21 protein-coding genes and 2 tRNA genes are annotated in these 25,767 nt (G+C 71.8%); 4 read left to right on the top strand and 19 right to left on the bottom strand.

What is annotated here, in order from left to right; translation table 11 throughout:
- Positions 1-230: 230 nt before the first annotated feature.
- Positions 231-2,099 (bottom strand): translation elongation factor 4, encoded by a 1,869-nt coding sequence (gene lepA, locus AC3ET3_RS21485; RefSeq protein ID WP_432137461.1) that lies wholly within the window; start codon positions 2,097-2,099, stop codon positions 231-233.
- A gap of 248 nt (positions 2,100-2,347) precedes the next feature.
- Here lepA and rpsT point away from each other — a divergent pair, with 248 nt between their 5' ends.
- Positions 2,348-2,614: a 30S ribosomal protein S20 gene (rpsT, locus tag AC3ET3_RS21480; RefSeq protein ID WP_432137460.1), complete on the top strand. Its 267-nt coding sequence runs from the start codon at positions 2,348-2,350 to the stop codon at positions 2,612-2,614.
- A 241-nt stretch (positions 2,615-2,855) separates the two neighbouring features.
- Here rpsT and AC3ET3_RS21475 read toward each other — a convergent pair whose 3' ends face one another.
- The 10 genes from AC3ET3_RS21475 to leuS all read right to left on the bottom strand — a co-directional run bounded on the left by AC3ET3_RS21475 (position 2,856) and on the right by leuS (position 15,718).
- Positions 2,856-3,251 carry a nuclear transport factor 2 family protein gene (locus AC3ET3_RS21475; RefSeq protein ID WP_432137459.1) on the bottom strand — a complete coding sequence of 132 codons (396 nt, stop codon included), beginning with the start codon at positions 3,249-3,251 and terminating at the stop codon, positions 2,856-2,858.
- A gap of 248 nt (positions 3,252-3,499) precedes the next feature.
- Positions 3,500-4,486: a DNA polymerase III subunit delta gene (gene holA / locus AC3ET3_RS21470; protein WP_432137458.1), complete on the bottom strand. Its 987-nt coding sequence runs from the start codon at positions 4,484-4,486 to the stop codon at positions 3,500-3,502.
- Between the two features lie 100 nt (positions 4,487-4,586).
- The gene (locus AC3ET3_RS21465) at positions 4,587-4,832 is read right to left on the bottom strand and encodes a hypothetical protein (protein ID WP_432157138.1); all 246 of its coding nucleotides are present in this window, start codon (positions 4,830-4,832) and stop codon (positions 4,587-4,589) included.
- 102 nt (positions 4,833-4,934) lie between these two features.
- Positions 4,935-5,579, bottom strand: a complete 645-nt coding sequence (locus AC3ET3_RS21460) for a dihydrofolate reductase family protein (RefSeq protein ID WP_432137456.1) — start codon at positions 5,577-5,579, stop codon at positions 4,935-4,937.
- Positions 5,580-5,672: 93 nt separating this feature from the next.
- Entirely contained in the window at positions 5,673-6,473 is an 801-nt protein-coding gene (locus tag AC3ET3_RS21455; RefSeq protein ID WP_435612668.1) for an arylamine N-acetyltransferase family protein, read from the bottom strand.
- Positions 6,474-6,751: 278 nt separating this feature from the next.
- Positions 6,752-9,424, bottom strand: coding sequence for a ComEC/Rec2 family competence protein (locus tag AC3ET3_RS21450; protein ID WP_435612667.1), 2,673 nt, complete (start codon positions 9,422-9,424; stop codon positions 6,752-6,754).
- Complete coding sequence (locus AC3ET3_RS21445) at positions 9,421-10,449, bottom strand: ComEA family DNA-binding protein (protein ID WP_435612666.1); 1,029 nt, start codon at positions 10,447-10,449, stop codon at positions 9,421-9,423. Before AC3ET3_RS21445 ends, AC3ET3_RS21450 begins: the two co-directional genes overlap by 4 nt.
- A gap of 483 nt (positions 10,450-10,932) precedes the next feature.
- On the bottom strand, positions 10,933-11,778 hold the full coding sequence (locus AC3ET3_RS21440) for a DegV family protein (RefSeq protein WP_432137452.1): 846 nt from the start codon (positions 11,776-11,778) through the stop codon (positions 10,933-10,935).
- A 190-nt stretch (positions 11,779-11,968) separates the two neighbouring features.
- Positions 11,969-12,697, bottom strand: a complete 729-nt coding sequence (locus AC3ET3_RS21435; RefSeq protein ID WP_435612665.1) for a magnesium transporter CorA family protein — start codon at positions 12,695-12,697, stop codon at positions 11,969-11,971.
- 153 nt (positions 12,698-12,850) lie between these two features.
- Positions 12,851-15,718, bottom strand: coding sequence for a leucine--tRNA ligase (leuS, locus tag AC3ET3_RS21430; protein ID WP_435612664.1), 2,868 nt, complete (start codon positions 15,716-15,718; stop codon positions 12,851-12,853).
- Positions 15,719-16,150: 432 nt separating this feature from the next.
- Between leuS and AC3ET3_RS21425 the strand changes: the two genes are divergently transcribed.
- On the top strand, positions 16,151-17,560 hold the full coding sequence (locus AC3ET3_RS21425) for a ferric reductase-like transmembrane domain-containing protein (RefSeq protein WP_435612663.1): 1,410 nt from the start codon (positions 16,151-16,153) through the stop codon (positions 17,558-17,560).
- Entirely contained in the window at positions 17,557-19,164 is a 1,608-nt protein-coding gene (locus AC3ET3_RS21420; protein WP_435612662.1) for an NADH-ubiquinone oxidoreductase-F iron-sulfur binding region domain-containing protein, read from the top strand. Before AC3ET3_RS21425 ends, AC3ET3_RS21420 begins: the two co-directional genes overlap by 4 nt.
- A 143-nt stretch (positions 19,165-19,307) precedes the next feature.
- Here the strand turns inward: AC3ET3_RS21420 and AC3ET3_RS21415 are convergent.
- The 4 genes from AC3ET3_RS21415 to AC3ET3_RS21400 all read right to left on the bottom strand — a co-directional run bounded on the left by AC3ET3_RS21415 (position 19,308) and on the right by AC3ET3_RS21400 (position 21,462).
- Positions 19,308-19,380: transfer RNA gene (locus AC3ET3_RS21415), tRNA-Ala, on the bottom strand.
- Positions 19,381-19,518: 138 nt separating this feature from the next.
- Positions 19,519-19,752, bottom strand: coding sequence for a hypothetical protein (locus tag AC3ET3_RS21410; protein WP_432137447.1), 234 nt, complete (start codon positions 19,750-19,752; stop codon positions 19,519-19,521).
- Between the two features lie 3 nt (positions 19,753-19,755).
- Positions 19,756-19,929, bottom strand: a complete 174-nt coding sequence (locus AC3ET3_RS21405; protein WP_432137446.1) for a hypothetical protein — start codon at positions 19,927-19,929, stop codon at positions 19,756-19,758.
- Positions 19,930-19,998: 69 nt separating this feature from the next.
- Complete coding sequence (locus AC3ET3_RS21400) at positions 19,999-21,462, bottom strand: MFS transporter (RefSeq protein ID WP_432137445.1); 1,464 nt, start codon at positions 21,460-21,462, stop codon at positions 19,999-20,001.
- A gap of 103 nt (positions 21,463-21,565) precedes the next feature.
- On the opposite strand from AC3ET3_RS21400, the gene AC3ET3_RS21395 reads away from it, so the two are divergent.
- Positions 21,566-22,429 (top strand): helix-turn-helix transcriptional regulator, encoded by an 864-nt coding sequence (locus tag AC3ET3_RS21395; RefSeq protein ID WP_432137444.1) that lies wholly within the window; start codon positions 21,566-21,568, stop codon positions 22,427-22,429.
- 71 nt (positions 22,430-22,500) lie between these two features.
- Here the strand turns inward: AC3ET3_RS21395 and AC3ET3_RS21390 are convergent.
- The 4 genes from AC3ET3_RS21390 to AC3ET3_RS21375 form a co-directional block, all read right to left on the bottom strand.
- Positions 22,501-22,573: transfer RNA gene (locus tag AC3ET3_RS21390), tRNA-Ala, on the bottom strand.
- A gap of 96 nt (positions 22,574-22,669) precedes the next feature.
- The gene (locus AC3ET3_RS21385) at positions 22,670-23,341 is read right to left on the bottom strand and encodes a histidine phosphatase family protein (RefSeq protein ID WP_432137443.1); all 672 of its coding nucleotides are present in this window, start codon (positions 23,339-23,341) and stop codon (positions 22,670-22,672) included.
- The gene (rsfS, locus tag AC3ET3_RS21380; RefSeq protein WP_432137442.1) at positions 23,338-23,784 is read right to left on the bottom strand and encodes a ribosome silencing factor; all 447 of its coding nucleotides are present in this window, start codon (positions 23,782-23,784) and stop codon (positions 23,338-23,340) included. The genes AC3ET3_RS21385 and rsfS overlap by 4 nt, the downstream gene beginning before the upstream one ends.
- A gap of 119 nt (positions 23,785-23,903) precedes the next feature.
- Positions 23,904-25,751, bottom strand: coding sequence for an LCP family protein (locus AC3ET3_RS21375; protein WP_435612661.1), 1,848 nt, complete (start codon positions 25,749-25,751; stop codon positions 23,904-23,906).
- Positions 25,752-25,767 lie beyond the last annotated feature (16 nt).

Here is a 25,767-nt window from a genome sequence, read left to right as displayed (position 1 = left end):
GGCTCGCTGCGGTCATCCACATCCGCTGCGTCACGCTCGCGCCGTTGTTTAACTCACGAGTAACTATCGAGCAGGGATCAGAGTAGAGCCCGACCGGCCGGTTCGTAAGGGCCCGCGCCCTGTCACTTCCCACAGAGAGTGCCACGTCGAGGCCCGAGGGGCCCGCCGCGCTCTCGCGCGACGGACCCCCCGTTGCCCGGTTCACACCGCCTGCCACCGGTAACCCGCGGTTACTTCTTGCTCTTGGCCGACCCCGAGCCGTCATCGCTGGAGAGCACCGCGATGAAGGCCTCCTGCGGAACCTCCACGGAACCCACCATCTTCATCCGCTTCTTGCCTTCCTTCTGCTTCTCCAGCAGCTTGCGCTTACGGGAGATGTCACCGCCGTAGCACTTGGCGAGGACGTCCTTGCGGATGGCGCGAATGGTCTCGCGGGCGATGACCCGGGAGCCGATGGCGGCCTGCACCGGCACCTCGAAGTTCTGCCGCGGGATCAGCTCCTTGAGCTTGGCGACGAGCCGCACGCCGTACGCGTACGCCTGGTCCTTGTGGGTGATCGCCGAGAAGGCGTCCACCTTGTCGCCGTGCAGCAGGATGTCGACCTTGACCAGGCTGCTGCTCTGTTCGCCCGTGGGTTCGTAGTCCAGGGAGGCGTATCCGCGGGTCTTGGACTTCAGCTGGTCGAAGAAGTCGAAGACGATCTCCGCGAGGGGCAGGGTGTAGCGGATCTCCACCCGGTCCTCGGAGAGGTAGTCCATGCCGAGCAGGGTGCCGCGCCGGGTCTGGCACAGCTCCATGATCGCGCCGATGAACTCGGTCGGCGCGAGGATGGTCGCCCGCACGACCGGCTCGAACACCTCGTCGATCTTGCCCTCGGGGAACTCGCTCGGGTTGGTGACGGTGACCTCGCTGCCGTCCTCCATGATCACGCGGTAGACCACGTTGGGGGCGGTGGCGATGAGGTCGAGCCCGAACTCGCGCTCCAGCCGCTCGCGGATCACGTCGAGGTGGAGCAGCCCCAGGAAGCCCACGCGGAAACCGAAGCCGAGAGCCGCGGAGGTCTCCGGCTCGTAGACCAGCGCGGCGTCGTTGAGCTGCAGCTTGTCCAGGGCCTCGCGCAGCTCGGGGTAGTCCGAGCCGTCCAGGGGGTAGAGCCCGGAGAAGACCATGGGCTTCGGGTCCTTGTAGCCGCCGAGCGGCTCGGTGGCGCCCTTGTGCTGGCTGGTGACGGTGTCACCGACCTTGGACTGGCGCACGTCCTTCACACCGGTGATCAGATAGCCCACCTCGCCGACGCCGAGGCCGTCGGCCGGCAACATCTCGGGCGAGTTGGTGCCGATCTCCAGCAGCTCGTGCGTGGCGCCCGTCGACATCATCCGGATCCGCTCACGCCTGTTGAGCTGACCGTCGATGACCCGGACGTACGTCACGACGCCCCGGTACGAGTCGTACACGGAGTCGAAGATCATCGCGCGGGCGGGGGCGTCCTTGACGCCGACCGGGGCCGGGATCTCCTTGACGACCTTGTCGAGCAGCGCCTCCACGCCCAGGCCCGTCTTGGCCGAGACCTTGAGCACGTCGGACGGGTCGCAGCCGACCAGGTTGGCCAGCTCCTCGGCGAACTTCTCGGGCTGCGCGGCCGGCAGGTCGATCTTGTTCAGTACCGGGATGATCGTGAGGTCGTTCTCCATCGCCAGGTAGAGGTTGGCGAGGGTCTGGGCCTCGATGCCCTGGGCCGCGTCGACGAGGAGGATGGTCCCCTCGCAGGCGGCCAGCGACCGCGAGACCTCGTAGGTGAAGTCGACGTGCCCCGGGGTGTCGATCATGTTGAGGATGTGCGTGTTGCCCGGGTCGTTGGTCGGCGCCCAGGGCAGGCGCACGGCCTGGGACTTGATCGTGATGCCGCGCTCACGTTCGATGTCCATGCGGTCGAGGTACTGAGCACGCATCTGCCGCTGCTCGACCACGCCGGTCAGCTGGAGCATCCGGTCGGCGAGGGTGGACTTGCCGTGGTCGATGTGCGCGATGATGCAGAAGTTGCGGATCAGAGCCGGGTCGGTACGGCTCGGCTCGGGCACATTGTTAGGGGTCGCGGGCACGCAGGGTCCTGATTCTTGAGGTATCCGCAGGGCAGCGGCTCGGGTCGGATCGATACGTAGCTTCCATGGTCCCACGGGTGGGAAGCGGCAGCCGGTTTGGGCCACTCCGAGGGCCGCTGGTAGTGTGGGGGGCTGTGTCTCATGCCCTCTCAGCGCGAGGCACGACCCCAAGAAATCACCTGGTACGGGACCGGACGATCCCAGTGGGATCCCTCCTGCCCCGTGCCTGAACCTGAAAAGGCTCATTCGTGGCGAACATCAAGTCCCAGATCAAGCGGATCAAGACCAACGAGAAGGCCCGGCTGCGCAACAAGGCCGTCAAGTCCTCCCTGAAGACCGCGATCCGCAAGGCCCGCGAGGCCGCCGCCGCGGGTGACGTCGAGAAGGCCACCGAGCTGCAGCGCGCCGCGTCGCGTGCGCTCGACAAGGCCGTCTCGAAGGGCGTCATCCACAAGAACCAGGCCGCCAACAAGAAGTCGGCGCTGGCTTCCCAGGTCGCGTCCCTCAAGGGCTGAACCTCTTATCTGGTCTGATCGCCGGCAGGACCCAGGGCGGGCCCTCTCTCATCCGCCCCCGACCGGCACCCGAGCTCGCTCGCGGCCTGCGTTCGCCACGCGGGAGCGAGCTCACCCGGTATTGATCACCGGCATTGATCACCGGTACTGATCACCGGTTTTCACCGAAGGCCCCGGCATCTCGCCCTTCCCCAGGGCGGGTGCCGGGGCCTTCGGCTTGCCGGACTGCCGTTCCGGGCGCTCATGCCCAGAATTCGTTGTCCATGTCGAGGTCCATGGAGCACTCGTCGAGATCGCTCACCTTGTCCCCGACGATCCGGAAGACGATCACCTCGTCCGCGTCGAACCGCTTGCCGCCGCGCTCGGCGGTGATGTGGTGCAGTCCGACGGCATGACCCCGGCCGTCGACGAAGACGTTGCGCGGTTCCACACGCATCGTCCCGTTCGTCTCCTGCATGAGCCGGCCGTACATCTCGATGACCGAGTCCTGCCCCTTGTAGTCACCCGAGAGCATGTGGGTACCGGGCACGTGATGCGTGCAGTCCGCTGTGAACAGTTCACGCAGGCCGTCCATGTCACCACGGGAGAAGGCTTCATAGCCTCTGCGGACGAGCGCGGCATGCGGGTGTTCAGCCATGACGATCGCCACCTTTCACTGCCTGGGAGAGGTGCGGCTGATACGTACAATTCTCCTCGCTGGTCGGGCGGCGGCGACTGGATCACGGGTCCCACGGGCGGGTCCCGGTTCTCCGGGCCACAGGCGGGTCCCGGTTCTCCGGGCCACGGGCGGGTCCGGGTTCTCTGGGCCACGGGCGGGTCCGGGCTGTCCGCCTCACCGGACCAGGCCGGAGCCGGGCTGTCGCGGCCGGAGCCGGGCTCTCCGCGTCACCGCCCCCGGGAACGGGCTGCGCGGGCGATCGTCACCACGGCCTTCTCCAGGGCGTACTCCGGGTCGTCCCCGCCGCCCTTCACGCCGGCGTCGGCCTCGGCGACCGCCCGCAGCGCCACCGCGACCCCGTCCGGCGTCCAGCCGCGCATCTGCTGGCGCACTCGGTCGATCTTCCACGGCGGCATGCCCAGCTCCCGCGCCAGATCGGCGGGCCGCCCGCCGCGTGCCGAGGACAGCTTGCCGATGGCCCGCACGCCCTGCGCCAGCGCACTGGTGATCAGCACGGGCGCGACCCCGGTCGCCAGCGACCAGCGCAACGCCTCCAGTGCCTCGGCCGCCCGTCCCTCGACGGCCCGGTCGGCCACCGTGAAGCTGGACGCCTCCGCCCGGCCCGTGTAGTAACGCGCGACGATCGCCTCGTCGATCGTCCCCTCCACGTCGGCACAGAGCTGCGACACCGCGGAGGCGAGTTCCCGCAGATCACTGCCGATGGCGTCGACCAGCGCCTGGCACGCCTCGGGCGTGGCCGACCGCCCCGCGGCCCGGAACTCCTGCCGCACGAACGCCAGCCGGTCGGCCGGCTTGGTCATCTTCGGGCAGGCGACCTCCCGCGCGCCCGCCTTCCGCGCGGCGTCCAGCAGCCCCTTGCCCTTGGCCCCTCCGGCGTGCAGCAACACCAGCGTGATCTCCTCGGCGGGCGCCGGAAAATACGCCTTGACGTCCTTGACGGTGTCCGCCGACAGGTCCTGCGCGTTCCGCACGACAACGACCTTGCGCTCGGCGAACAGCGACGGGCTGGTCAGCTCGGCGAGTGTGCCCGGCTGCAGCTGGTCGGGGGTCAGGTCCCGCACGTCCGTGTCGGCGTCGGCGGCCCTGGCGGCGGCCACCACCTCCCGCACGGCACGGTCGAGCAACAGCTCTTCCTGCCCCACGGCGAGCGTCACGGGGGCGAGAAGGTCGTCATTCGCAGTCTTCCTGGCCATCGCCCCTCAGCATGTCACGCCGCACTGACAACCCGCCGCCCACCCGCGAGCCCGGGGCTCTTCCGACGCTTCACCACGGAGGTCGGTCCCTGGAAGGGCCCTACGGCTCCTCACGCCAGCCCTCCCACTCACCGGCGAACGCGTCCAGCTCCCCCGGGTCCAGCCGCCCGGCCTCGTCCCGCACCACCACCAGCCACTGGGCGTCCTCCGCGTCGTCCTCCCCGGCCAGCGCGTCCCGGACGAGCTGCGGCTCCTCGTGGATGCCGAACCGCTCCCCCAGGGCCTCGGCCACCTCCTCCGCCGCGTCACGGTCGGGCAGCACCAGGACATGTCTCACATCGCTCACGGCCCCATTGTCCAGGCACGGCGCGAGCCGACACGTCCGGCCGGGGGCGGCCCCCGCGGTCCCCGCCGCTGCCACCCCGTGCGCCCTCTCGGTCCGGCCTCGTCACTTCCGCCAGAACAGGTGGTGCGTCACCCCGCTCGAACTGGGCACCACATCGCAGTGGAACCGGTCGAACAGCTCCTCGGGCGACTCCCACAGCCTCGACCCCGCCCCGAGCTTCACCGGCGAGACCGCGACGTGCAGCGTGTCCACGAGGTCCGCATCGAGGAACTCCCGGATCGTGGTGGCCCCGCCGCCGAGCCGCACGTCCTTCCCCCGCGCCGCCTCCCGCGCCTGCTCCAGCACCGTCGCCGGGTCCCCGTCCACGAAGTGGAACGTGGTGTCGGACAGCGTGAACGACGGACGCGGATGGTGCGTCATCACGAACACCGGCGTGTGGAAGGGCGGCTCGTCACCCCACCACCCCTTCCACTCGTGGTCCTGCCACGGCCCCCGCTGCGGGCTGAACTTGTTGCGCCCCATGATCTCGGCCCCGATGTTCCGGGCGAAGTCCCGCGTGAGGTAGTCGTCGAGCCCCCGGCTCCCCGCGTGGTCCGTCCGCATGGGCCAGCCGGCCGTGGCCATGGCCCAGGACATCAGCTGGACCGGATCGGCGTGCCCGAACGGCCTCTCCAGACTCTGCCCCTCCCCGGCGCCGTATCCGTCACTCGACACAGTGAAGTTCTGGACCCTCAGCAGCTGCTGCATGACGTGCCTCCTACGCGTTCGGCAGTCGATTCCCGACAGGAGGGTGGACCGCCGTGACCGACGCCCCTTATCGCCCGCAGTGTGTGATGTGAATCACCTTTCGATGGGCTTCCGTACCTCCGGTACCCGGCCCAGCTCGATCCCGAACCGCTCCCGGTACACCGCCAGGACCTCCTCGTCCCCCGCCAGCTCCCGGCGCACCACCGTCCCGTCCGCCGTCGTCTCCTTCAAGCGCCGCCCGCTGAGCGTGATCCGCCCGCCGTCCTCCGTGTTCCGCGAACACACCAGCGACCGGGTGAAACCCGACTCCGGCGAGGTCCGATGCCACCATGCGCCCGTCACGAAGTCACCGAGCACCCGTGGCCGCAGCTCCAGCCGGTACTCCACCCTGCCGTTGCGCACGACGTCGAGGTCGTCCGCCTCCTCCGCCTCGACGAGGCGGAACACCCCGCCGGGCTCGACCTGCTCGCCCCGTTCCCCGAACGCCAGCGGATAGTGGCTGTGCTCCCCGAACCCCACATCCGCCAGCCACTCGCTCCCGTCCTCCGCCACCACCCGCAGCGCCATATGGTCGTACGGCACCCCCCACCGCCGCTCCCCCTCGCCGTGCACCCGGGCCGCGAGCAACGCCACCTCGAAGCCCAGCGCGCCCAGCAGCGCCCCGAACGCCCCGTTCAGCTCGTAACAGAACCCGCCCCGGTGCGCGCCCACCACCTTGTCCACCAGCCGCTTCTCCTCCAGCACGATCTCCTCCCCGAGGTGGATCGAGAGGTTCTCGAACGGCACCGCCCGCAGATGGCGCACATGCAGCTCGCGCAGAGCCTCCACAGTGGGCCGCGCGGGGCGCTCGGCGCCGAGGCGGCGTAGATAGGCGTCAACCTGTACGGAGTCCATGTGACCAGTCTCCTGGCTTGCCGCCTGTCCCTTCCTCCACTTGCTCTCCGCCTTTTGCCCTCCGCCTGTCGCCCTCCGCCTTCCGGCCTCCGTCTCCGGGTCCGGACCGTGCTGTGTCCTACTCCGCTTGCCCTCCATCCCGGGCCCCTCCCCCTCCCTCCCCCCGAGGCTTCCGCCCGCCCCTTCCTCTCCCTCCCCCGAGGCTTCCGCCCCGCCCCTTCCCCTCCCTCGGGCCTCCGCCTCCAACCCTCTCCCCCTCCGCCACCACCGCCCCCACTTCACCGCCCCTCGGCCCCCCACGCCCGCAGGTCCGACCGGCTGCCGCCGACCGCCAGCGCCCCGTCCCGGTCCGTGCGCAGCACCACCGCACCCGTCGCCCGCAGCGCGGCCAGCGTGGTGGGAGCGGGATGACCGTAGGTGTTGTCCGCCCCGACGGAGATCAGCGCCACTCTCGGCGCGACCACGTGCATCAGGTCCGGGTCCTGATAGGCCGAGCCGTGATGGGCCACCTTCAGGACGTCCACCGAGCCGAGCAGCCTCGCAGCCGGCGACCTCAGCAGCGCCTGCTGGGCCGGGGGTTCGAGATCCCCGAGAAGGAGCAGCCGCAGCCCCGCAGAGCGCACCAGCAGGGTCACGCTGGCGTCGTTCGGCCCGTCGGCCTCCGGGGCCGGCCGGGGCGGCCACAGCACCTGCCAGTCCACGGCTCCCACGCGCCGCCGCTCGCCCACCACGGCCCACCCGACCGGTACACCTCGCGCCGCCGCCTCCTTCCGTACGAACTCCACCTGCTCCTCGGGCTCCTCGAACCCGGTCGTCTCGATCGCGCCCACCGTCCGCCCACGCAACACCCCCGGCAGCCCGGCCACATGGTCGGCGTGGAAGTGCGTCAGGACGACCAGCGGGACCCGGGTGACGCCCAGCGTGCGCAGACACCCGTCCACCAGCGCCGGGTCGGGCCCGGCATCCACCACCACCCCGGTCGCCTCGCCGGCCGCCAGGACCAGCGCGTCGCCCTGTCCGACGTCGCACACGGCCAACCGCCAGCCCGGCGGCGGCCAGCCCGTGATGACTCGTGCCAGCGGCGGTGGCCGCACCACGGCCAACAGGAACAGCAGCGCGCACGCGCCGCACAGCCACGGGTGCCGCAGCAGCCGGCGCCCGGCTGCCACCGCCGCCGCCGTGACGAGGGCGAGCAGCAGCGCCCCGGTCCAGCCGCCGGGCCAGTCGACTCCGCTGCCGGGCAGCGCCGCCCCGGTCCGTGCGACGCCCGCGACCCACCCGGCCGGCCACCGCGCACACCAGGCCAGCACCTCGGACACCGGCATCGACAGGGGCGCCGCGGCCAGCGTCGCGAAGCCGAGCACCGTGGCCGGTGCGACCGCGCACTCCACGAGCAGATTGCAGGGCACCGCCACCAGACTGACCCGCGCCGACAGCACCGCGACGACCGGTGCGCACACCGCCTGCGCCGCTCCGGCGGCCGCCAGTGCCTCCGCCGGCCGGGCCGGTACCCCGCGGGCCTGGAGCCCGGCGCTCCAGCGCGGTGCCAGCGTGAGCAGGGCTCCGGTGGCGAGAACGGAGAGCAGGAAGCCATGGCTGCGGGCCAGCCACGGGTCGTACAGCACCAGCAGCAGCACCGCCGTCGCCAGGGCGGGGACCAGTGATCTGCGGCGGCCCGTGGCTAGGGCGAGCAGCACCACCGCCCCGCACGCCGCCGCCCGCAGAACGCTGGGGTCGGGCCGGCAGACGACCACGAACCCGAGCGTGAGTGCCCCGCCGAGCACCGCGGTGGACCGCAGCGGGATCCCGAGACGGGGTGCCAGACCGCGCCGCTCGGCCTGTTGGGCGAGGCCGGGCGGTCCGATCAGCAGGGCGAGGACGATGGTGAGGTTGCTGCCGGAGACGGCGAGGGTGTGCGCGAGGTCGGTCGCCTTGAACGCCGCGTCCAGTTCCGCCGTGATCCGCGAGGTGTCGCCGACGACCAGGCCCGGCAGCAACGCTCGCGCGTCGCCGGGCAGCGGGTCGGTGGCCTCGCGGAGCCCGGCCCGCAGGCGTCCCGCGAACCGTTGCGCAGCCGACGCCCGTGCGACGACCCGCGGCGCGATCGGGTCCCGGACCCGGAGCACGGCCGCGATCCGGTCTCCGCGCGTGAGGGCGGGTGCCAACCGTCCGGTGACCCGTACCCGCGTCGACGGGAGCAGCCCGAGCCAGGCCGAGCGCGTGTCCTCCGGCCCGCTGGCTCCGGGCTTCCGCAAGCCGTCGGGGCCGGCCCGCGCGTCCGGATCGGCGCCGGCACCCGGCCCGCGCCCGGTGTCTGCCTTTCCGGCGTCCACCACCAGCAGCACCGGTGTCCGGGTCGTCACCGCCGTGCCGCCCGCCTGCTCGACGCGGAGCACCTCACCCTCGGCCAGCACGGACGGGTTCCTGCTGCGGTCCCCACCGGCCCGGGGGCGGGTGAGCCGGGGATCGGAGGTGAGCCGTACCTCCGCGGTGACAGTCATGTACTGACGGGCCAGCGCCGGCACCGGCCCCCGGCGCAGATCCGCCCCGTGCAGCCCGGCCGACGCGGCGGCCGCCGCCACGCAGAGCAGTACACCGGCCACGGTCACCGTCCACCGGAGGCGGTCGCCCGCGGCGGCTTCCGGTGAGCCGCCGACCCCGCCCACACTCTGTCGCGCGGCAGCCCCACCCCCGGTACGGCGCCGTGCCAGGAGCAGCACGCTCCCCACTACCGCGCATCCCAGGGCGACGGCCGTCACCACGGTCGGCGTCGCGTTCAGCGTGAGCGCCGCCGTCGCCCACGCGGCGAGCGCGGGGGGCACCAGCCGCAGGTCGGCCGGCCCCTCCTGCCGGGGGTTGGCGGCGCCGAGCCGTTTCCCCGAGTCCGCGTGCACGGCCTGCCGGGCGGCGACCCCGGGGCTCGCTCCGCTCTCCGTCCGGACGTCCGTCATGGCCGCACCAGGTTGCGCAGGTCCGCGAAGCGTCGCTCGCCGATGCCGTTGACCTGGCGCAGTTCGTCGACCGAGCGGAAGCCGCCGTGCCGCGTGCGGTGGTCGAGGATGTGCCGGGCGAGAACCGGGCCCACTCCCGGCAGGGTGTCGAGCTGTTCCAGCGTGGCCGTGTTCAGCGAGAGGGGAGCGGTGGGTCCGGCACCCGGCGGTGGCACTCCGGCCGCTGCCCCGGCCGTCCCGGCGGCAGCGGCCGACGCGGGGAGCGGGGCGCCGACGACCACCTGTTCTCCGTCGACCAGGAAGCGCGCCCGGTTGATCCCGCCGGTGTCGGTGCCCGGCCTTACCCCGCCGGCCGCCCGGAGCGCGTCGGCGACCCGGGAACCTGCGGGAAGTCGGTGGATTCCCGGCTCGCGCACCTTGCCGCTGACGTCCACGACGATCTCGGCGGCTGTCGCGGCCGGGGCGGTGGCCGGGACGCCGGCGGCGCCCGTGACGGACGCCGTGCTGTCGGCCACCGCCGGGTAGGGCGCCGCCGCGCGCACCGTCTCGGGGGCCCGCACTGGCTGCGGTCGGCCGCCCCAGAAGTGCTGTGCGGCGAGGACGGCGGCGGCGAGCAGCACCACCGAGAGGGCCAGCACGCTCCTGCGCTCCATGGCGCAGTGTGCCTGCGCCCACAGCGGCAGCCGCTCCCGCAGGGCCGCCGCGATCCTGCCCCGCCGGATGTCCGTCCTCGTCTCCGCCGACCGCCCGGCCCTCTCGTCGGCCCCGGGCTCCGCCGACGATGTATCGGAGGTGGCGGCCGCCGGAGGCCCCGAAGCAGCTGCCGCCCCGAGGCTCGCGAGCGGAGCCGATACCGAGAACGGAACCGATGGCGCCGATGGCGCCGATGCGGAACGCCAAGCCGATACAGCCCGTGGCGCCGGTGGAGCCGGTGCCGCCAGTGAAGCCGGTGCGGCTGAAGTCGAGGGCGCTGGTGGCGCCGGTGGGATTGAGGCAACCGGTGGAGCCGGTGGCTCCTGTGCCACCGAGGCCGCCGGTGGATGCGAGGCCGCAGTGGCCGCCGGGGCCGGACCGGCTGCCGGACCGGCGAGCGCGGCCCGATCCGTTCCGGAGGCCGAGGACGGCCCGGTGTCGGGAACGGGCGTCCCCAGGGCTGCCCCGTCTCCCGGCGGGCCGGTCCCCGACTCCCTTGCCTGCACGGCCCGTTCGGTGAACAGCACCTCGGCGCGGCGGCGGACGTCCTCCGCCGAGGTCCGCCGGTGCCGCGAGGGCTCCCCTGCCGGTGGGCGAGAACGGCGACGCGTACGGCCGTCGGAGCCGGGTAGCCGGCCGGGGCCGCTGGTCGCGGTCGTGCTGCGGGTGCGTGATCGGAATGCCATGCCACGAGCATCGGACATCTCACCCAGCCACGATGATCTTGCTTGATTTCCGTGGATGACGGGCCAGTTGTGGACAACTGCGTCACCCACACGAGGGATCCGGCCCCGAAGAGCCCGGGTGACGCCTCATCACCTCGGCGAGACCACGACCCCGAGCAGCCCGGGTCCGGTGTGCGCCCCGATCACCGCGCCCACCTCGCTCACGTGCAGATCGGCGAGTCGGGGCACCCTCTCGCGCAACCGCTCCGTCAGAGCGGCGGCCCGGTCGGCGGCGGCGAGGTGGTGGACAGCGATGTCCACGGGCGCCCCGCCCGCCCGCTCGGCGACCAACTCCTCCAGACGGGCGATCGCCTTGGCCGCCGTCCGGACCTTCTCCAGCGGCTCGATCCGCCCGCCCTGCAACTGCAGCAGCGGCTTGACGGCGAGCGCGGAGCCCAGCAGTGCCTGCGCGGTGCCGATACGGCCGCCGCGGCGCAGGTAGTCGAGGGTGTCGACGTAGAAGTAGGCGGAGGTGCCGCCGGCCCGCTTCTCCGCGGCCGTGACCGCTTCGTCGAGAGTGCCGCCGGATTCCGCCGTCTCGGCCGCGGCGAGCGCGCAGAAGCCGAGCGCCATGGCGACCATTCCGGTGTCCACCACCCGCACGGGCACCGGCGCCTCACGGGCGGCGACGACGGCCGCGTCGTAGGTACCGGACAGTTCGGCGGACAGGTGCAGGGAGACGATGTCGGTGGCGCCGGACTCGGCGACCTTGCGGTACGTCTCGGCGAAGAGCTGCGGGCCGGGCCGCGAGGTGGTGACGGGGCGTCGCCTCTGCAGAGCCTGGGCCAGCGCGCGGTGGGAGATCTCGGTGCCGTCCTCCAGGGCCTGGTCACCGAGGACCACCGTCAGGGGCACGGCGGTGATGCCGTGGCGCTCCATCGTCCGCTGCGGCAGGTAGGCCGTTGAATCCGTGACGATCGCGACATGGCGGGACATGAGCTGGAGGTTACCTGCCGTAGCGTGCGGGTGGCAGCCCGGGCCCTCGCGGGCGGACTGCCCTTGACCGGATCCGTCGCCCGGGCCCGGCCGGTACCGGGCACGATTCCGGCCCTGTCCCGAGACGGAACCGGGAACCGTGCCGAGCAGTGCGGGCGCGCGCCGATCCGCTGCCGGTCCGGATTCCGGATCAGGTGGTGCTCTCGGGACGGGGCTTCTTCTGCCAGGGGTAGGTGGGCCGTACCCCGGGCGGGGTGATGGCCGGCCGCACCGGGTCGGGGTGCGGGTCCGAGGACTGCGTCCTTGGCCGGCCGTCGTCCGCGGCACCGGGAGCCGGGGCCTCGGGCCAGGGCGGCGGGGTCTGCGCGGGGTCCTCGACGGTCCAGTGTCTGAGGGCGCCGGCTTCGACGTCGATCTGGGACCTGAGGGCGTCGAGGTCGTCGTCGGCGAAGCGCCGGGCGCGGTCCCGGGCGGCCCAGCGCAGAGAGTCCGCCGAGCCGGTGATGCGCTCGGTGCGTTCGCGGAGGTCGGGCAGCCGGGCGGTCAGGGTGGCCCGGTCGGGCTCGGACTCGAGGCGCTTGAGGTCGGCGTCCAGTTCGTGCCCGTGGGCGCTCAGCCGCCGGAACAGGTCGAGGGACTCCTTGAGGGATTCGTCCTCGGCCGCTCCCGCGAGCAGCGCGTCCTGCGTGGCGCGCATGGAGGTACGCAGCTTGAGCCGGAGCTGGGCGATCTCGGCGGCCGGCCCGAACTGGGTGAAGGACTTGGCGCGCAGGGTGTGGTCCTCGACCGTGCGCCGGGCCTGGGTGAGCGTGCGGTCCACGCCGCGCCGGGCCGCGCCGACCACCTTCACCGTCGCGTACACGCCGAGCGCCAGGAAGGCGACGAGGAACAGGACGACGACGGCGATCACTGTTTCCACGGCGCTCCTCCTCCAGCGGGCACGGCGCGCTGCGCGCCATCTCTCCACGGTAAACGCCGCGGGCAGACCGTGGGTTCCTGCGGAACCCCGAACCTGCCCGCAGAAAACCCTGAGCCGTCTCCGGGATCACCCGGAGACGGCTCTGGTCACGCGCTACGCCGGGACGATGTTCACCAGCTTGGGCGCCCGCACGATGACCTTGCGGATGTCCGCACCGCCCAGCGCCTTGACGACGCCGTCGTCGGCCAGCGCCGCCTTCTCCAGCTCCTCCTCGGAGATGGTGGGGGGCACCTCCAGCCGGGCCTTGACCTTGCCCTTGATCTGCACGACGCAGGTCACCGTCTCGTCGACGACGTAAGCCGGGTCGGCGACCGGGAAGTCCCGGTGGACGACCGAGTCGCCGTGGCCCAGCCGGTGCCACAGTTCCTCGGCGATGTGCGGGGCCAGCGGAGCGATCAGCAGTACCAGCGACTCGGCGACCGGCCTGGCCACCGTGCCGCCGGCCTTGGTCAGGTGGTTGTTCAGCTCGGTGATCTTGGCGATGGCGGTGTTGAACCGCAGGCCTTCCAGGTCCTGGCGGACGCCGTCGATCGCCTTGTGCAGGGCGCGCAGCGTCTCCTCGTCGGGCTCGGCGTCGGTGACGGTGATCTCGCCGGTCGACTCGTCGACGACGTTGCGCCACAGCCGCTGCAGCAGGCGGTACTGGCCGACCACCGCGCGCGTGTCCCATGGCCGGGAGACGTCCAGCGGGCCCATCGCCATCTCGTACAGGCGCAGGGTGTCGGCGCCGTACTCGGCGCAGATCTCGTCCGGCGTGACCGCGTTCTTCAGGGACTTGCCCATCTTGCCCAGCTCGCGCCTGACCGGCTCGCCCTCGAAGAAGAACGCCCCGTCGCGCTCCTCGACCTCGGCGGCGGGCACCGGGAAGCCACGGCTGTCGCGGTAGACGTAGGCCTGGATCATGCCCTGGTTGAACAGCTTGTGGAACGGCTCCGCGGAGGAGACGTGCCCCAGGTCGAACAGGACCTTCGACCAGAAGCGGGCGTACAGCAGGTGCAGCACGGCGTGTTCGGCGCCGCCGACGTACAGGTCGACGCCGCCGTGCGGCAGGCCCTCGCGCGGGCCCATCCAGTAGCGCTCGATGTCGGGGGCGACCAGCTGGTCCTCGTTGTGCGGATCCAGGTAACGCAGCTCGTACCAGCAGGAACCGGCCCAGTTGGGCATGGTGTTGGTCTCACGGCGGTACGTCTTCGGGCCGTCTCCCAGGTCCAGGGTGACGTTGACCCAGTCCTCGTTGCGCGACAGCGGCGTCTCGGGCTGGGTGTCGGCGTCGTCCGGGTCGAAGGTGCGCGGGCTGTAGTCCTCGACCTCGGGCAGCTCCAGCGGCAGCATCGACTCGGGCAGGGCGTGGGCGACGCCGTCCTCGTCGTAGACGATCGGGAAGGGCTCGCCCCAGTAGCGCTGACGGCTGAACAGCCAGTCGCGCAGGCGGAAGTTGACGGTGCCTTCGCCGATGCCCTCGCGCTCCAGCCATTCGGTGATGCGCGCCTTGGCCTCGGCGACGCCCAGGCCGTCCAGACAGACGCCGTCACCGGCGGAGTTGACGATCTTCGCGTCGTAGGAGGCGAAGGCGTGGTCCCACGCGGACGGGTCGGTACCCCGGCCGTCGGTGGGCTCGACGACGCAGCGGATGGGCAGTTCGAAGGCGCGCGCGAAGGCGAAGTCGCGGGTGTCGTGCGCCGGGACGGCCATGATCGCGCCGGTGCCGTAGCCCATCAGGACGTAGTCGGCGACGAAGACGGGGACCCGCTCGCCGTTGACCGGGTTGGTGGCGTACGCGCCGGTGAAGACGCCGGTCTTGTCCTTGGCCTCGGCCTGCCGCTCGACGTCGGACTTGGACGCGGCCTGCGCGCGGTACGCGGCGACGGCCTCGGCCGGGGTGGCGTGACCGCCGGTCCACGCCTCGTGGGTGCCCTGCGGCCAGGCGTCCGGGGTGAACTTGTCGACCAGGGGGTGCTCGGGCGCCAGCACCATGTAGGTGGCGCCGAACAGGGTGTCGGGGCGGGTCGTGAAGACGGTGATGCGTTCGCCGTCGATCGGGAAGTCGACGCGGGCGCCCTCGGAACGGCCGATCCAGTTGCGCTGCTGCAGCTTGATCGCCTCGGGCCAGTCCAGCTCCTCCAGGTCCTCCAGCAGCCGGTCCGCGTAGGCGGTGATGCGCATGTTCCACTGGCGCAGCTTGGCCTTGAAGACGGGGAAGTTGCCGCGCTCGGAGCGGCCGTCGGCGGTGACCTCCTCGTTGGCCAGGACCGTGCCCAGGCCGGGGCACCAGTTGACGGGCGCGTCGGAGGCGTAGGCCAGGCGGTAGCCGCCCAGGACGTCGGCCTGCTCGACGCCGCTCAGCGCGTCCCAGGAGCGGCCACCGGGGACCGGGCGCTCACCGGAGGCGAACTGGGCGACGAGTTCGGCGATGGGGCGGGCCTTGCCGGCCTCCTCGTCGTACCAGGAGTTGAAGATCTGCAGGAAGATCCACTGGGTCCACTTGTAGTAGTCCGGGTCGATCGTGGCGAACGACCGGCGCTTGTCGTGGCCCAGGCCCAGCCGACGCAGTTGGGCCGTCATGTTCTCGATGTTGGCCTCGGTGGACACGCGCGGGTGCGTGCCGGTCTGCACGGCGTACTGCTCGGCGGGCAGGCCGAAGGCGTCGAAGCCCAGGGTGTGCAGGACGTTGTGGCCGGTCATGCGCTGGAAGCGGGCGAAGACGTCGGTGGCGATGTAGCCCAGCGGGTGGCCGACGTGCAGCCCCGCACCCGAGGGATACGGGAACATGTCCATGATGAACTTCTTGGGCCTGGCGACCAGCTCCGGATCACCCGCCAGGTCACCCGCGGGGTTCGGCGCGGCGTACGTCCCGTCGGCGTCCCAGAAGTCCTGCCAGCGTGCCTCGATCTCGGCCGCCATCGCGGCCGTGTAGCGGTGCGGCGCGGCCGTCTCGGCGGCAGCGGGGTTCGTCTCGCTCATGATCCTCAAAGCTCCATCGATCGTCTCTGCCAGCGGCTTCCCCGCGGAAACGAAAAATCCCCTCGCACAGGAGGGGACGCCGCGCCGACTCCGATCGCGGTCTCACCCGCGATCGGGACTGATCAGCGCGGCTCGCTAAGCAGAAGGCGTACGGCACGCATGCGGTCAGGGTACCGCAGGCATTGAGCAGGCCGCGACGCGCTTCCGTATGGCTAGGGAACACACCACGCGCGCGTGGACGCGTGGGACGGCGAAGGAGGAGCACTGCACCACGATCAAGGTTTACTTCGCGTACCAGCCCCTACTGGGCGCCGGACCCAGCGCATTGTCATTTGATAACAACGCAATAACTCAAACCTCGTACTCGTCGGTATGGCGCCGCCTAGAGTTCGCCAGCGGGACCGCTTTCCCGAACCGCTCGGAGTTGCCCCCATGAACCCTCGTCGTAGTAGCAGCTCGCTCCCCATGCCGGGCCGGTCGGCCTCCGGGGTGGCCTACGCTGCCGTCCTGCTCCTCATACCCGTGGTCGTCCTGCTCGGAGGCAACTGGCTCCAGGAGTTCCTCAACTTCGGTGCGGGCGTCCTGTCCCTGGTCTGCCTCACCTGCTCGGTGATCTGGGGGCTGGTGGCCCAGGACCGGCTCGTCCTCAACACACGCCAGCGCATCGTGGCGCAAGGCATCCACCGGGTGACCGCGGTCGCCTCGATCGCGTTCCTCCTGGTGCACATCACGGTCAAGCTCGCCCTGGACCACACCAGCTGGATCGCCGCCGTCATCCCGTTCGGGCTGCTGTTCAGCGACAGCGACGCCATGCAGGGCAGCGCCTTCCTGATCGGCCTGGGCACGGTGGCCGCGCTCCTGATGATCTTCGTCGCGGTGACGGGCGCGCTGCGCAACCAGTTCGCGTCGCCCGCACCGGTCGCGGCTCGCTGGCGCGCGATGCACATGCTGGCCTACCCGGCCCTGTGCGCGGCCCTGCTGCACGGCCTGTTCGCGGGCCGCGCGGCGAAGCCGTTCTTCATGATCTCCTACGAGCTCTCGCTGGCCGGTGTCGTGGCGGCGCTCGCGCTGCGCGCAGCCCCGCGCCCGTTCAAGCGCAAGGTCGCCGCCCGGCTCACCGCGCTGATCGGCGGCGAGGGACGCGACTTCCGCGAAGGGCGTGATTTCCGCGAAGGGCGTGATTTCCGCGAGGACCGTGACCTTCGCGGGGACCGGGACCTTCGCGGCGAGCGCGACCGTCGCGGGGAACCGGCGGACGGCTGGGCCGGAACAGCGCCGGGCGGTTCGGCGCTGCCGGGCTACGAGAACCGCGCGGCCCGCGCACCGGAGGCCGATTCCCGGTCCTCCTCGCGCCTGTCCCCGCCGTCGGCGTCGGCGTTCTACGACACGCCGACCGCACCGGAGCCCGCCAACGGCTTCGCGGCCGCCTACCGCGCCGTCTCGACCCCCTCGCGCGGACCGCGGACCCCCGCCGACCAGACCGCCCACATGGACCCACTCGATCTGCAGGCCACCGAGGCGATGCCGCGGGTCGACTCCGGCGGCAGCACCTCGGGCAGCTGGCCCATCCCGTCCCCGCCCCCGGTCGGCGAGGCACCCCCGTCGGCGTACGACCCGCTCCAGGACACCGGATACACCATCCCGGTCTATGGCAATCCGGACAGCGGCGGATACGGCGGACGTGATGTGTACGACACCGGTGAGACGAACACGGGGTACGGCGCGTACAACCAGAACGACACGTACAACAGCGGTCCCGCCAACGAGACGAACCCCGGCGCGTCCTACGACACGCCGGGTCCGGGCGAACCTTGGAACGCGCCTTCCGGAGGCTATAGGTGAACGAGGCCCTGCCCGACGTCCCCGAAGTCCGCGTGGTCGGCCTTCCGCAACTCACGTCGGGCTTCGACCTTGTGGAGCGACTCGACCTGCCCATGCACCTGAAGGTGCACGGGCCGCTCGAACCGATGGGCGGCGAGCAGCTCGCGAAGCTCGCCGAGAACATCAACCTGAAGGGCCGCGGCGGCGCCGGCTTCCCCTTCCACAGGAAGCTGCGCTCGGTCGCCGAGTCGGCGATCAAACGCGGTGTCCGGCCGGTCGTCGTCGTCAACGGCAGCGAGGACGAACCGGCCTGCCGCAAGGACACGGTGCTCATCAACCGTGCCCCGCACCTCATCCTGGACGGCGCCCTGCTGTGCGCCGAGGCCCTGGGCGCCCGCACGCTCGTGGTGGGGGTGACCCGGGAGTCCACCCAGCGCTCCATGGAGGCGGCGCTCGCCGAACGCGGCCTCAGCAACAGCCGTCGGTCGGCTCTACGCGCGTGGGTGCAGCGCAACCCGGTCCGCATGGTCACCGGAGCCGCCGCGTCACTGATCCGCTCGATCGACGGCGGCCCGGCGATCCCGCCCGGCCGCAAGATCAGTGCCTCGCAGAGCGGCGTCGGCGGCGCACCGACCCTGCTGTCGAACGCCGAGACGTTCGCCCAGCTGGCCATCGCCGCCCGCATCGGGCCGGAGCGCTACGGCAACACCGGCCTGTACGACGAGCCGGGCACCGTCATGCTCACGGTCTCCGGCGCCGTCGCCCGTCCCATGGTGCTTGAGGTGCCCACCGGCGTGCCGCTGCGCTACGTGCTGCAGCTGGCCGGCGCCCCGCCCGTCCCGCAGGGCGTGCTGACCGGCGGCTACCACGGCAAGTGGATCGACGCGGCGACCGTCAACGAGGCGGTCGTCTCCCGCAACTCCCTGGACGCCGTGGGCGGGTCACTGGGCGCCGGCGCGATCCTGCCGATCAGTCAGGAGACCTGCCCGCTGGGCGAGTCGTTGCGGGTGGCGCAGTGGCTGGCGGAGGAGAGCGCGGGCCAGTGCGGCCCCTGCTACCTGGGACTGCCCGCCGCCGCGCGCGGCATGGAGGACATCCTGAACGGCGGCGGTCCGGCCGCCCTGGAGGCGCTCAAGCAGGTCGCCAAGAACGTCAAGCGGCGCGGCGCGTGCTCGCACCCGGACGGTTCCGCGATGTTCCTGGAGTCGACGGTCAAGGCGTTCACCGACGACCTGGCCGCCCACGTCCTCGGCAACGGCTGCGGACGGCCCGTGGAGGGCGTGCTGCCGCTCTTCGAGGGGGGCAGGGTCCCTACGGGCATTCCGGGCGGCGAGAGCGAGGAGAACGGCCCCAGCCGGCAGAAGATCTTCGTCGACTGGACCCTGTGCCGCGGCCACGGCCTGTGCGCGGACATCCTCCCGGAGGTCTTCGAGTTGGGCGCGGACGGCTTCCCGACGGTCGCCCAGGCGAACGTGCCGCGCTACGCCGAGGACAAGGCGATGCGCGCGGTACGGCGTTGTCCGGCACTGGCCCTGCGCATCGAGGAGGACACGCGCGGGCAGGCTCCGTCGCGCAACCTGCCGGTGCTGTCCCAGGGCCGCGGCCGCCGGGCCCTGGGCCGCTGACCGACCCCGCGGGGCCGCCCACGCGGCGGCCCCGTGCTCCGGTCCGCGCCCCCACCGGGGCGGACCGCGGCCTCCCGAGCGGAAGCGCCTCGCCAAGAAGACGAAAAATCCCGCCGGATCATAGGATCCGGCGGGATCTGCTGTGGAGCTAAGGAGAATTGAACTCCTGACCTCCTGCATGCCATGCAGGCGCTCTACCAACTGAGCTATAGCCCCTCGCGTCACGCGGTGGAACCGCGCTTTTCCGCTGTCCTCCGGGTTTCCCCGGCGGCGACGCCAACATTACACGGTCCGGAGGGTGGAACACCAAATCGGTTTCCCCGGGCCCGGACGCGGACCGCGATGTGGTCCGCGTCAGGCCGTCACGAACGAGTAGAACCGCTTGAGCGTGCAGTGCTCCTCCAGGAGCCGGCCGTAGATCGGCTCCCCCTCCAGTTCGCGGTACGTCTCGATCGGGTCGCCTTTTATGATCAGCGCCCGCGCGCACTCCTCGCACCAGTACTGGTAGTCGGAGTTGACCGGCTCCATGTCACGGACGATCGGATTGCCGCTGCCGCACCAGTCACACTTCCGCCTGTGTGCACCCATCGATCAGCTCCAGCTGTGGCCGCAGGACGTGCACACGTACGAGATGCCGCCGTTGTCCCCGAGGACCTGGGCCACGTGCGCGGAACCACAGGAGGGGCAGCTCAGGCGGGTCACCGTTTCCCGGGTCGTCGCCCCCGCGAAGAGGCCGCCGACCTCTTCGAGGATGCTCGCAGGCATCGCCACTCCCTCCCGTCGGGCCGCGCCCCCTTCCGGCCGTTTGATTCTGCCACGACCGGACCGACACGGTCAGCGACGCCGTCGTACCAGTCCGGACACGGCACCCGCGACGGCCGTCGCGGCGAGCGCGCACATGCATGTCAGAAGAGCTTGCCCAGAGGTATACGCCGACAAGGCCCCGAGTGACTCAAGCCGGTCGAGGAAGAGTGCTCCGAAGGCGGCCACCCCGACCAGCTGGCCGAGCTGGGTGACCGTGGCGAGCAGCCCGCTGGCGTCCGCCGCGTCCTCGGGCCGCACCGTGGCGAGTGCCCCGGTGAGCGTCGGGCTGAAGGCGAGGGCGACGCCCGCCCCGACCCCGAAGTAGGCGGCGAACACCAGAACGCCGCCATGGGTGCCGCTCTCCAGCGTCAGCCCCACGCCCAGCACGGCGAGGGCGAGCAGTACGAACCCGGCGGGAATCAGCAGCGGTTGCCACCGGGCGGGCCACCGGCGCCAGGTCAGCCCGATCACACCGAACACCAGGGCCGTCGGCGCGAAGGTCAGCCCGGCCCGCAGTGGGCTGTCCCCGAGACCGCCCTGCAGGTGCAGGGTGAGGGCGAACAGGAAGCCCGCGTTGACGGTCATCGCGCCCGCGATGCGCAGCACGGCGAGGCCCATCCCGGGGTGGCGCACCACCCGGGGCGCGATCAGCGGGGTACCGCCGCGCCGGGCGAGCCGGGACTCGTATCCGCAGAACAGGGCGAAGACGGCGGCACCGGCGGTCAGCGACAGCCACGACCACAGCGGCCAGTCCTTCTCCTGGCCGAGCACCAGCGGCACGGTCACCAGCGAGACCGCCGCCGCCAGCAGCACGAGTCCCGGCCCGTCCAGGCTGCGGGTGTGGCCGGACCCGGTGCCCCGCGGCAGGACGCGGTGGCCCACGGCGAGCAGCACCAGGCCGACCGGCACGTTGACCAGGAACACCGGCCGCCACCCGGTGCCCAGCAGGTCGGCGCTGACCAGGACGCCGCCGACCACCTGCCCGGACGCCGCGCCGAGAGCGAGGACCGCCGAGTACGCGCCGAGCGCCCGGATGCGGGCCTCGCCGGTGAAGGACCGCTGGATGAGACTGAGCACCTGCGGGATCATCAGCGCCGATCCGGCGCCCTGCGCCAGCCGGAAGAGGATCAGCTCGGTGGCGCCCTGGGCCAGCCCGCAGGCGAGGGAGGCCGCGGTGAAGAGCGCGAGCCCGGCGAGGTGGACCCGGCCGTGGCCGAACCGGTCGCCGAGGCGGGCGCCGGTGATCAGCAGAACCGAGTAGGTGATGGCGTAGCCGGCGACGACGAGTTGCAGATCGGCGCCGGAGGCACGCAGGTCGGAACCGATCGTGGGGGCCGCGACGTTCACGATGAACACGTCGAGCAGGGCCATGAACTGGGCGGCGAGGAGGACCGTGAGCAGCGGGCGGGGCCGATTGTCAGTGGCGGGGTGTTTACTTTCCGTAGTGACAGCGGCGGGCGCCACGGCGGTGCCCGGTCGAGGTGTGGTCGTCATGCCGTAAAGCCTGACGACGCCTCGATACGGGTGCCGAGTGCCCGCTGATGCTGGTACTGACAGCACCTGTCAGGTCAGCGGTGGGAGTTCGACCATGGGGGACATGACGATGGCGACGACGCAGCGGCGCAGGCCCGAGCTGGCGGCCTTCCTGCGCAGCCGACGCGCCCGGGTGACACCGGCGGACGTGGGGATGCCGCCGGGGCTGCGGCGCCGGACGCCCGGGCTGCGCCGCGAGGAGGTCGCCCAGCTCTCCGGCGTGGGGGTGACCTGGTACACGTGGCTGGAGCAGGGCAGACCGATCAACGCCTCCGCGCAGGTGCTGAACGCGGTGGCGCGCACCCTGCGGCTGGACCCGTCGGAGCGGGAGCACCTGTTCCATCTCGCCGAAGTGCCGTACCTGCCGCCGTCGAAGCCGTCGGCGCAGTGCGTCGGGCCCGAGGTCCAGGGCATCATCGACGCGCTGGTCCCGCGTCCGGCCGTGGTCTACAACGCGCGCTACGACATCCTGGCCGCCAACGCCGTCTACCGCGACCTGTTCTTCAGGGCGGACGACGCGAGCCGCACGCAGCCGCGGAACGCGCTGTGGGCGCTGTTCACGGTCCCGCAGGAGCTGTGCCCCCTGGTGTCCCGGGAGACCGAGCTGCCGACGATGGTGGCGACCCTGCGCTCGGCGTACGGGGTGCATGCCGGCGAGCCGGCCTGGGAGGAGTTCATAAGGGCGCTGGCGGCGGCCAGTCCGCAGTTCGCGCGCCTGTGGGGTTCCGGTGACGTGGCCCAGCCGGGGCGGCGGGTGAAGGTGTTCCGGCACGCGACGGTGGGTGAGCTGCGGATGACCTCGATGTCGTTCTCGGTCGACGGGATGCCCGAGTGCCGGATCGTCGTCTACACGCCGGAGGACGAGGAGAGTTCGCGACGGACGGCGCTGTTGTGGAGCCGCTACGCGAAAGAGCCCGTCGAGCAATGAAAAATCCCGCCCCTCGAAGGGACGGGATCCTCATCTACCGATCTTTGACAACTCAATAGAGTGTCGACCAGTGGAGCTAAGGAGAATTGAACTCCTGACCTCCTGCATGCCATGCAGGCGCTCTACCAACTGAGCTATAGCCCCTCGTCCACGCGGCGGAGCCGCATGGTGTCGCGCCCCGCTCGGCGGGGCGAACAAGAAGAACTTTAGCCTGCGACCTGCGGAAAGTGAAATCCGCGGTCAGTCGTCGTCACCGAGGACCGGTTCCGGCAGGGTGCCGGCGTTGTGCTCCAGCAGCCGCCAGCCGCGGGCGCCCTCGCCGAGGACGGACCAGCAGCAGTTGGAGAGACCGCCCAGGCTCTCCCAGTCGCGGGCGTCCAGGCCGAGCAGCCGGCCGATGGTGGTGCGGATGGTGCCGCCGTGGCTGACCACCACGAGCGTGCCGTCCTCGGGAAGCTTCTCCGCGTGCCGCAGCACGACCGGGGCGGCCCGGTCGGCGACCTCGGTCTCCAGTTCGCCACCGCCGCGGCGGACCGGCTCCCCGCGCTTCCAGGCGGCGTACTCCTCACCGTGGCGGGCGATGATCTCCTCGTGGGTCAGCCCCTGCCAGACGCCGGCGTACGTCTCGCGCAGCGCCTCGTCGACGGTGACGTCCAGACCGGTGAGCACGGCCAGCTCGGCGGCCGTGCGCGCGGCGCGCGTCAGGTCCGAGGAGACGATCGCGTCGGGCCCGAGGGAGGCCAGCAGCCGGGCGGCGCGGCGGGCCTGGGCCACGCCGGCCTCGGTCAGCTGGACGTCCGTGGTGCCCTGGAAACGGCGCTCCACGTTCCACGCGGTCTGGCCGTGCCGCCACAGGATGACGCGGCGGCCGCGGCCGGTCCTGCGCTCGGACACCTCACCCGTGGCGCTCACCACTCACCCCCGGGTTCGACCGCGTCCGCTTCGGCGGCCTGCAGCTTGGCGTGCTCCTCGGCCTTGCCCCGGGTCGCCCTGGCGTCCTCGGGCAGCTCCAGCTCGGGGCAGTCCTTCCACAGCCGCTCCAGGGCGTAGAAGACCCGCTCCTCGCTGTGCTGGACGTGGACGACGACGTCCACGTAGTCGAGCAGGACCCAGCGGGCCTCGCGGTCGCCCTCGCGGCGTACCGGCTTGGCGCCGCGCTCCTTCAGCAGGCGCTCCTCGATCTCGTCGACGATCGACTTGACCTGGCGGTCGTTGGGCGCGGAGGCCAGCAGGAAGGCGTCCGTGATCGACAGCACGTCGCTGACGTCGTAGGCGATGATGTCGTGCGCGAGCTTGTCGGCGGCCGCCTGCGCGGCGGTGTTGATGAGCTGGACAGAACGGTCGGTGGCGGTCACTGCGTGGCTTTCCGTAGGTGGTCAGTTGCCTTCAAGGGTCTCACGGCCCGCCGACGGCCCCCACGGACCAGCGCACTCCGGCGCCGTGTGCGGGGACCCGCCGCGGCGCCGGGGTGCGGCTAGGACGAGGACGCGCGGGGCTCGTAGTCCTTGCCGAGGACCACGGCCACGGACGCGTTGCCGGGCACGGTGCCCTTGGCCACCGCGCTGGTGGGCAGGCCCAGGGTCTTGGCGACCTCGGTGGCGTTCTCCTTGCCGGCGTCGTCCTTGTACAGCACCTTCGAGGTGGCCCGGGTGTCCTCGGCGGTGCCGGCCTCCAGGAAGCTGAAGCCGCCGTTGAGGAGCACCACACGCGCGTCCTCGGTGTTCGCCCGGACGCCGGTGGCGTTCTCCACGGAGACGGTCACGGCGGCGCCCTGCTCGGGGCTCTTCGCGGTGCCGCCGAGGACGTCCTTGACGACGCCGGCGCCGGCCTTGGCGCTCAGCGTGCCGTCGGCCTCCACGGGCAGCAGGGCGGTCTGGTAGTCGCCGCCCTTGGCGAGGTCGGCGAGTTTGGCGAGGAAGGCGCCGAGGTCCTTCTCCGACAGCGACGGGTCGGGGATCTGCGCGAGGGTCTGCACGGTGAGCGTGGCGCCCTGCTCGTCGGAGGACAGCTTGCGCAGCACCCCCTGCATGACCTGCCCGAACCGCTGGAGCTGGGCGTTCTGCGCCTCCTCGGCGCCGCGGTAGGTGGCGTAGGCGACGGCCATCTTGCCGCTGAGGGTCTGGCCCTCGCCCTTGTGGACGAGGAGCGTGCCCTTCTTGGCGCCGGGGTCGGGGACGTCGGTGTCGGTGTCGACCTCGATGTTGCCGACGAGGTCGACGAGGTTCTGCAGGAACGGGGTGTCCAGGCGCCAGGTGCCCTGGATGTCGGTGCCGAGGGCGGTGTTCAGCGCGTCGCGGGTGCCGGAGGAGCCGTCCTCCTCGACGGACTTGGCCAGGGTGGTCGTGGTGCCGTCCTCGGTGGTGACCACCAGGGAGTTCGGCAGCAGCATCGTGGTGCCCTGCCGGGTGGTGGTGTTGTCGACGAGGAGAGCGGTGGCGGTGCCGCCCTTCGCGGTGTCGTGCAGATGTACGACGATCACGTCGCGCTGCTGGGGCCCGGCGGCCGCGGTGGTGCCCTGCTTGCCGTCGGAGGACGACAGACCGGGCAGCTTCCCGGCGTACCAGAGGTAGCCGGCCCCGCCGACGGCGACCAGGGCGAGGACGACGACGAGGGCGATGAGCCGGCTTCGGGCGCGTCGCTTGGCCTCCTCGCGGCGCTCGGTGCGGTTCTCGGTGAAGTTCAGCCAGTCGATGACGTCCTCGGAGTCACCGTCGGGCTCCTCGACGAAGGCGAACTGCCCGGTGTGGTACTCGCGTCCGTCCGGGCCCGTGTCCTGCCGTGGTTCCCGTTCGGAGTCCACGGGGCGGGACTGCTGCGGGATGTGGGCGGTCTGCTCGGCGACCCGCGGCTGCCGCCCGCCGGCCGACTGCCCGTACGGGGCGTACGGGGCGTACGGGGCGTACTGGTCGTACGGTGCAGGACCGCCGCCCTGCCCCGGCCGGTCCGCGGCGGGGCCCCCGCCGCCGTAGGGGTCGTAGCCCACGGGCGTCTGCGTCCCGGTGTCGTAGGGCGACGGCCCGGGCTGCTGCCGGCCGGTGTCGTAGGACGTCGGGGCCGGGGGCTGCCGACCGGTGTCCTGGGCGGGCACGTGCTGCTGCCGCCCGGTGTCGTGGGGGGCGGGTGGCTGCTGGCCGGTGGCGTACGGGTCGTAGCCGTAGCCCTGCTGCCCGTAGCCGTAGCCCTGCTGCTGGGCGTACGGGTCGTAGGGCTGCTGCTGGGGCTGCCCGGGCCAGACCTGCCGGTACACCGGCTGTCCGTACTCGTCGTAGCCGACGAGCTCGTAGGGGGCGTCTCCGTAGCCCGCGTCGTATCGGTCGTTCACCGGCACCCCTCTCGGC

It is taken from the genome of Streptomyces sp. bgisy159 (assembly GCF_057707805.1).
This window is presented reverse-complemented; position numbering and strand designations above follow the sequence as displayed.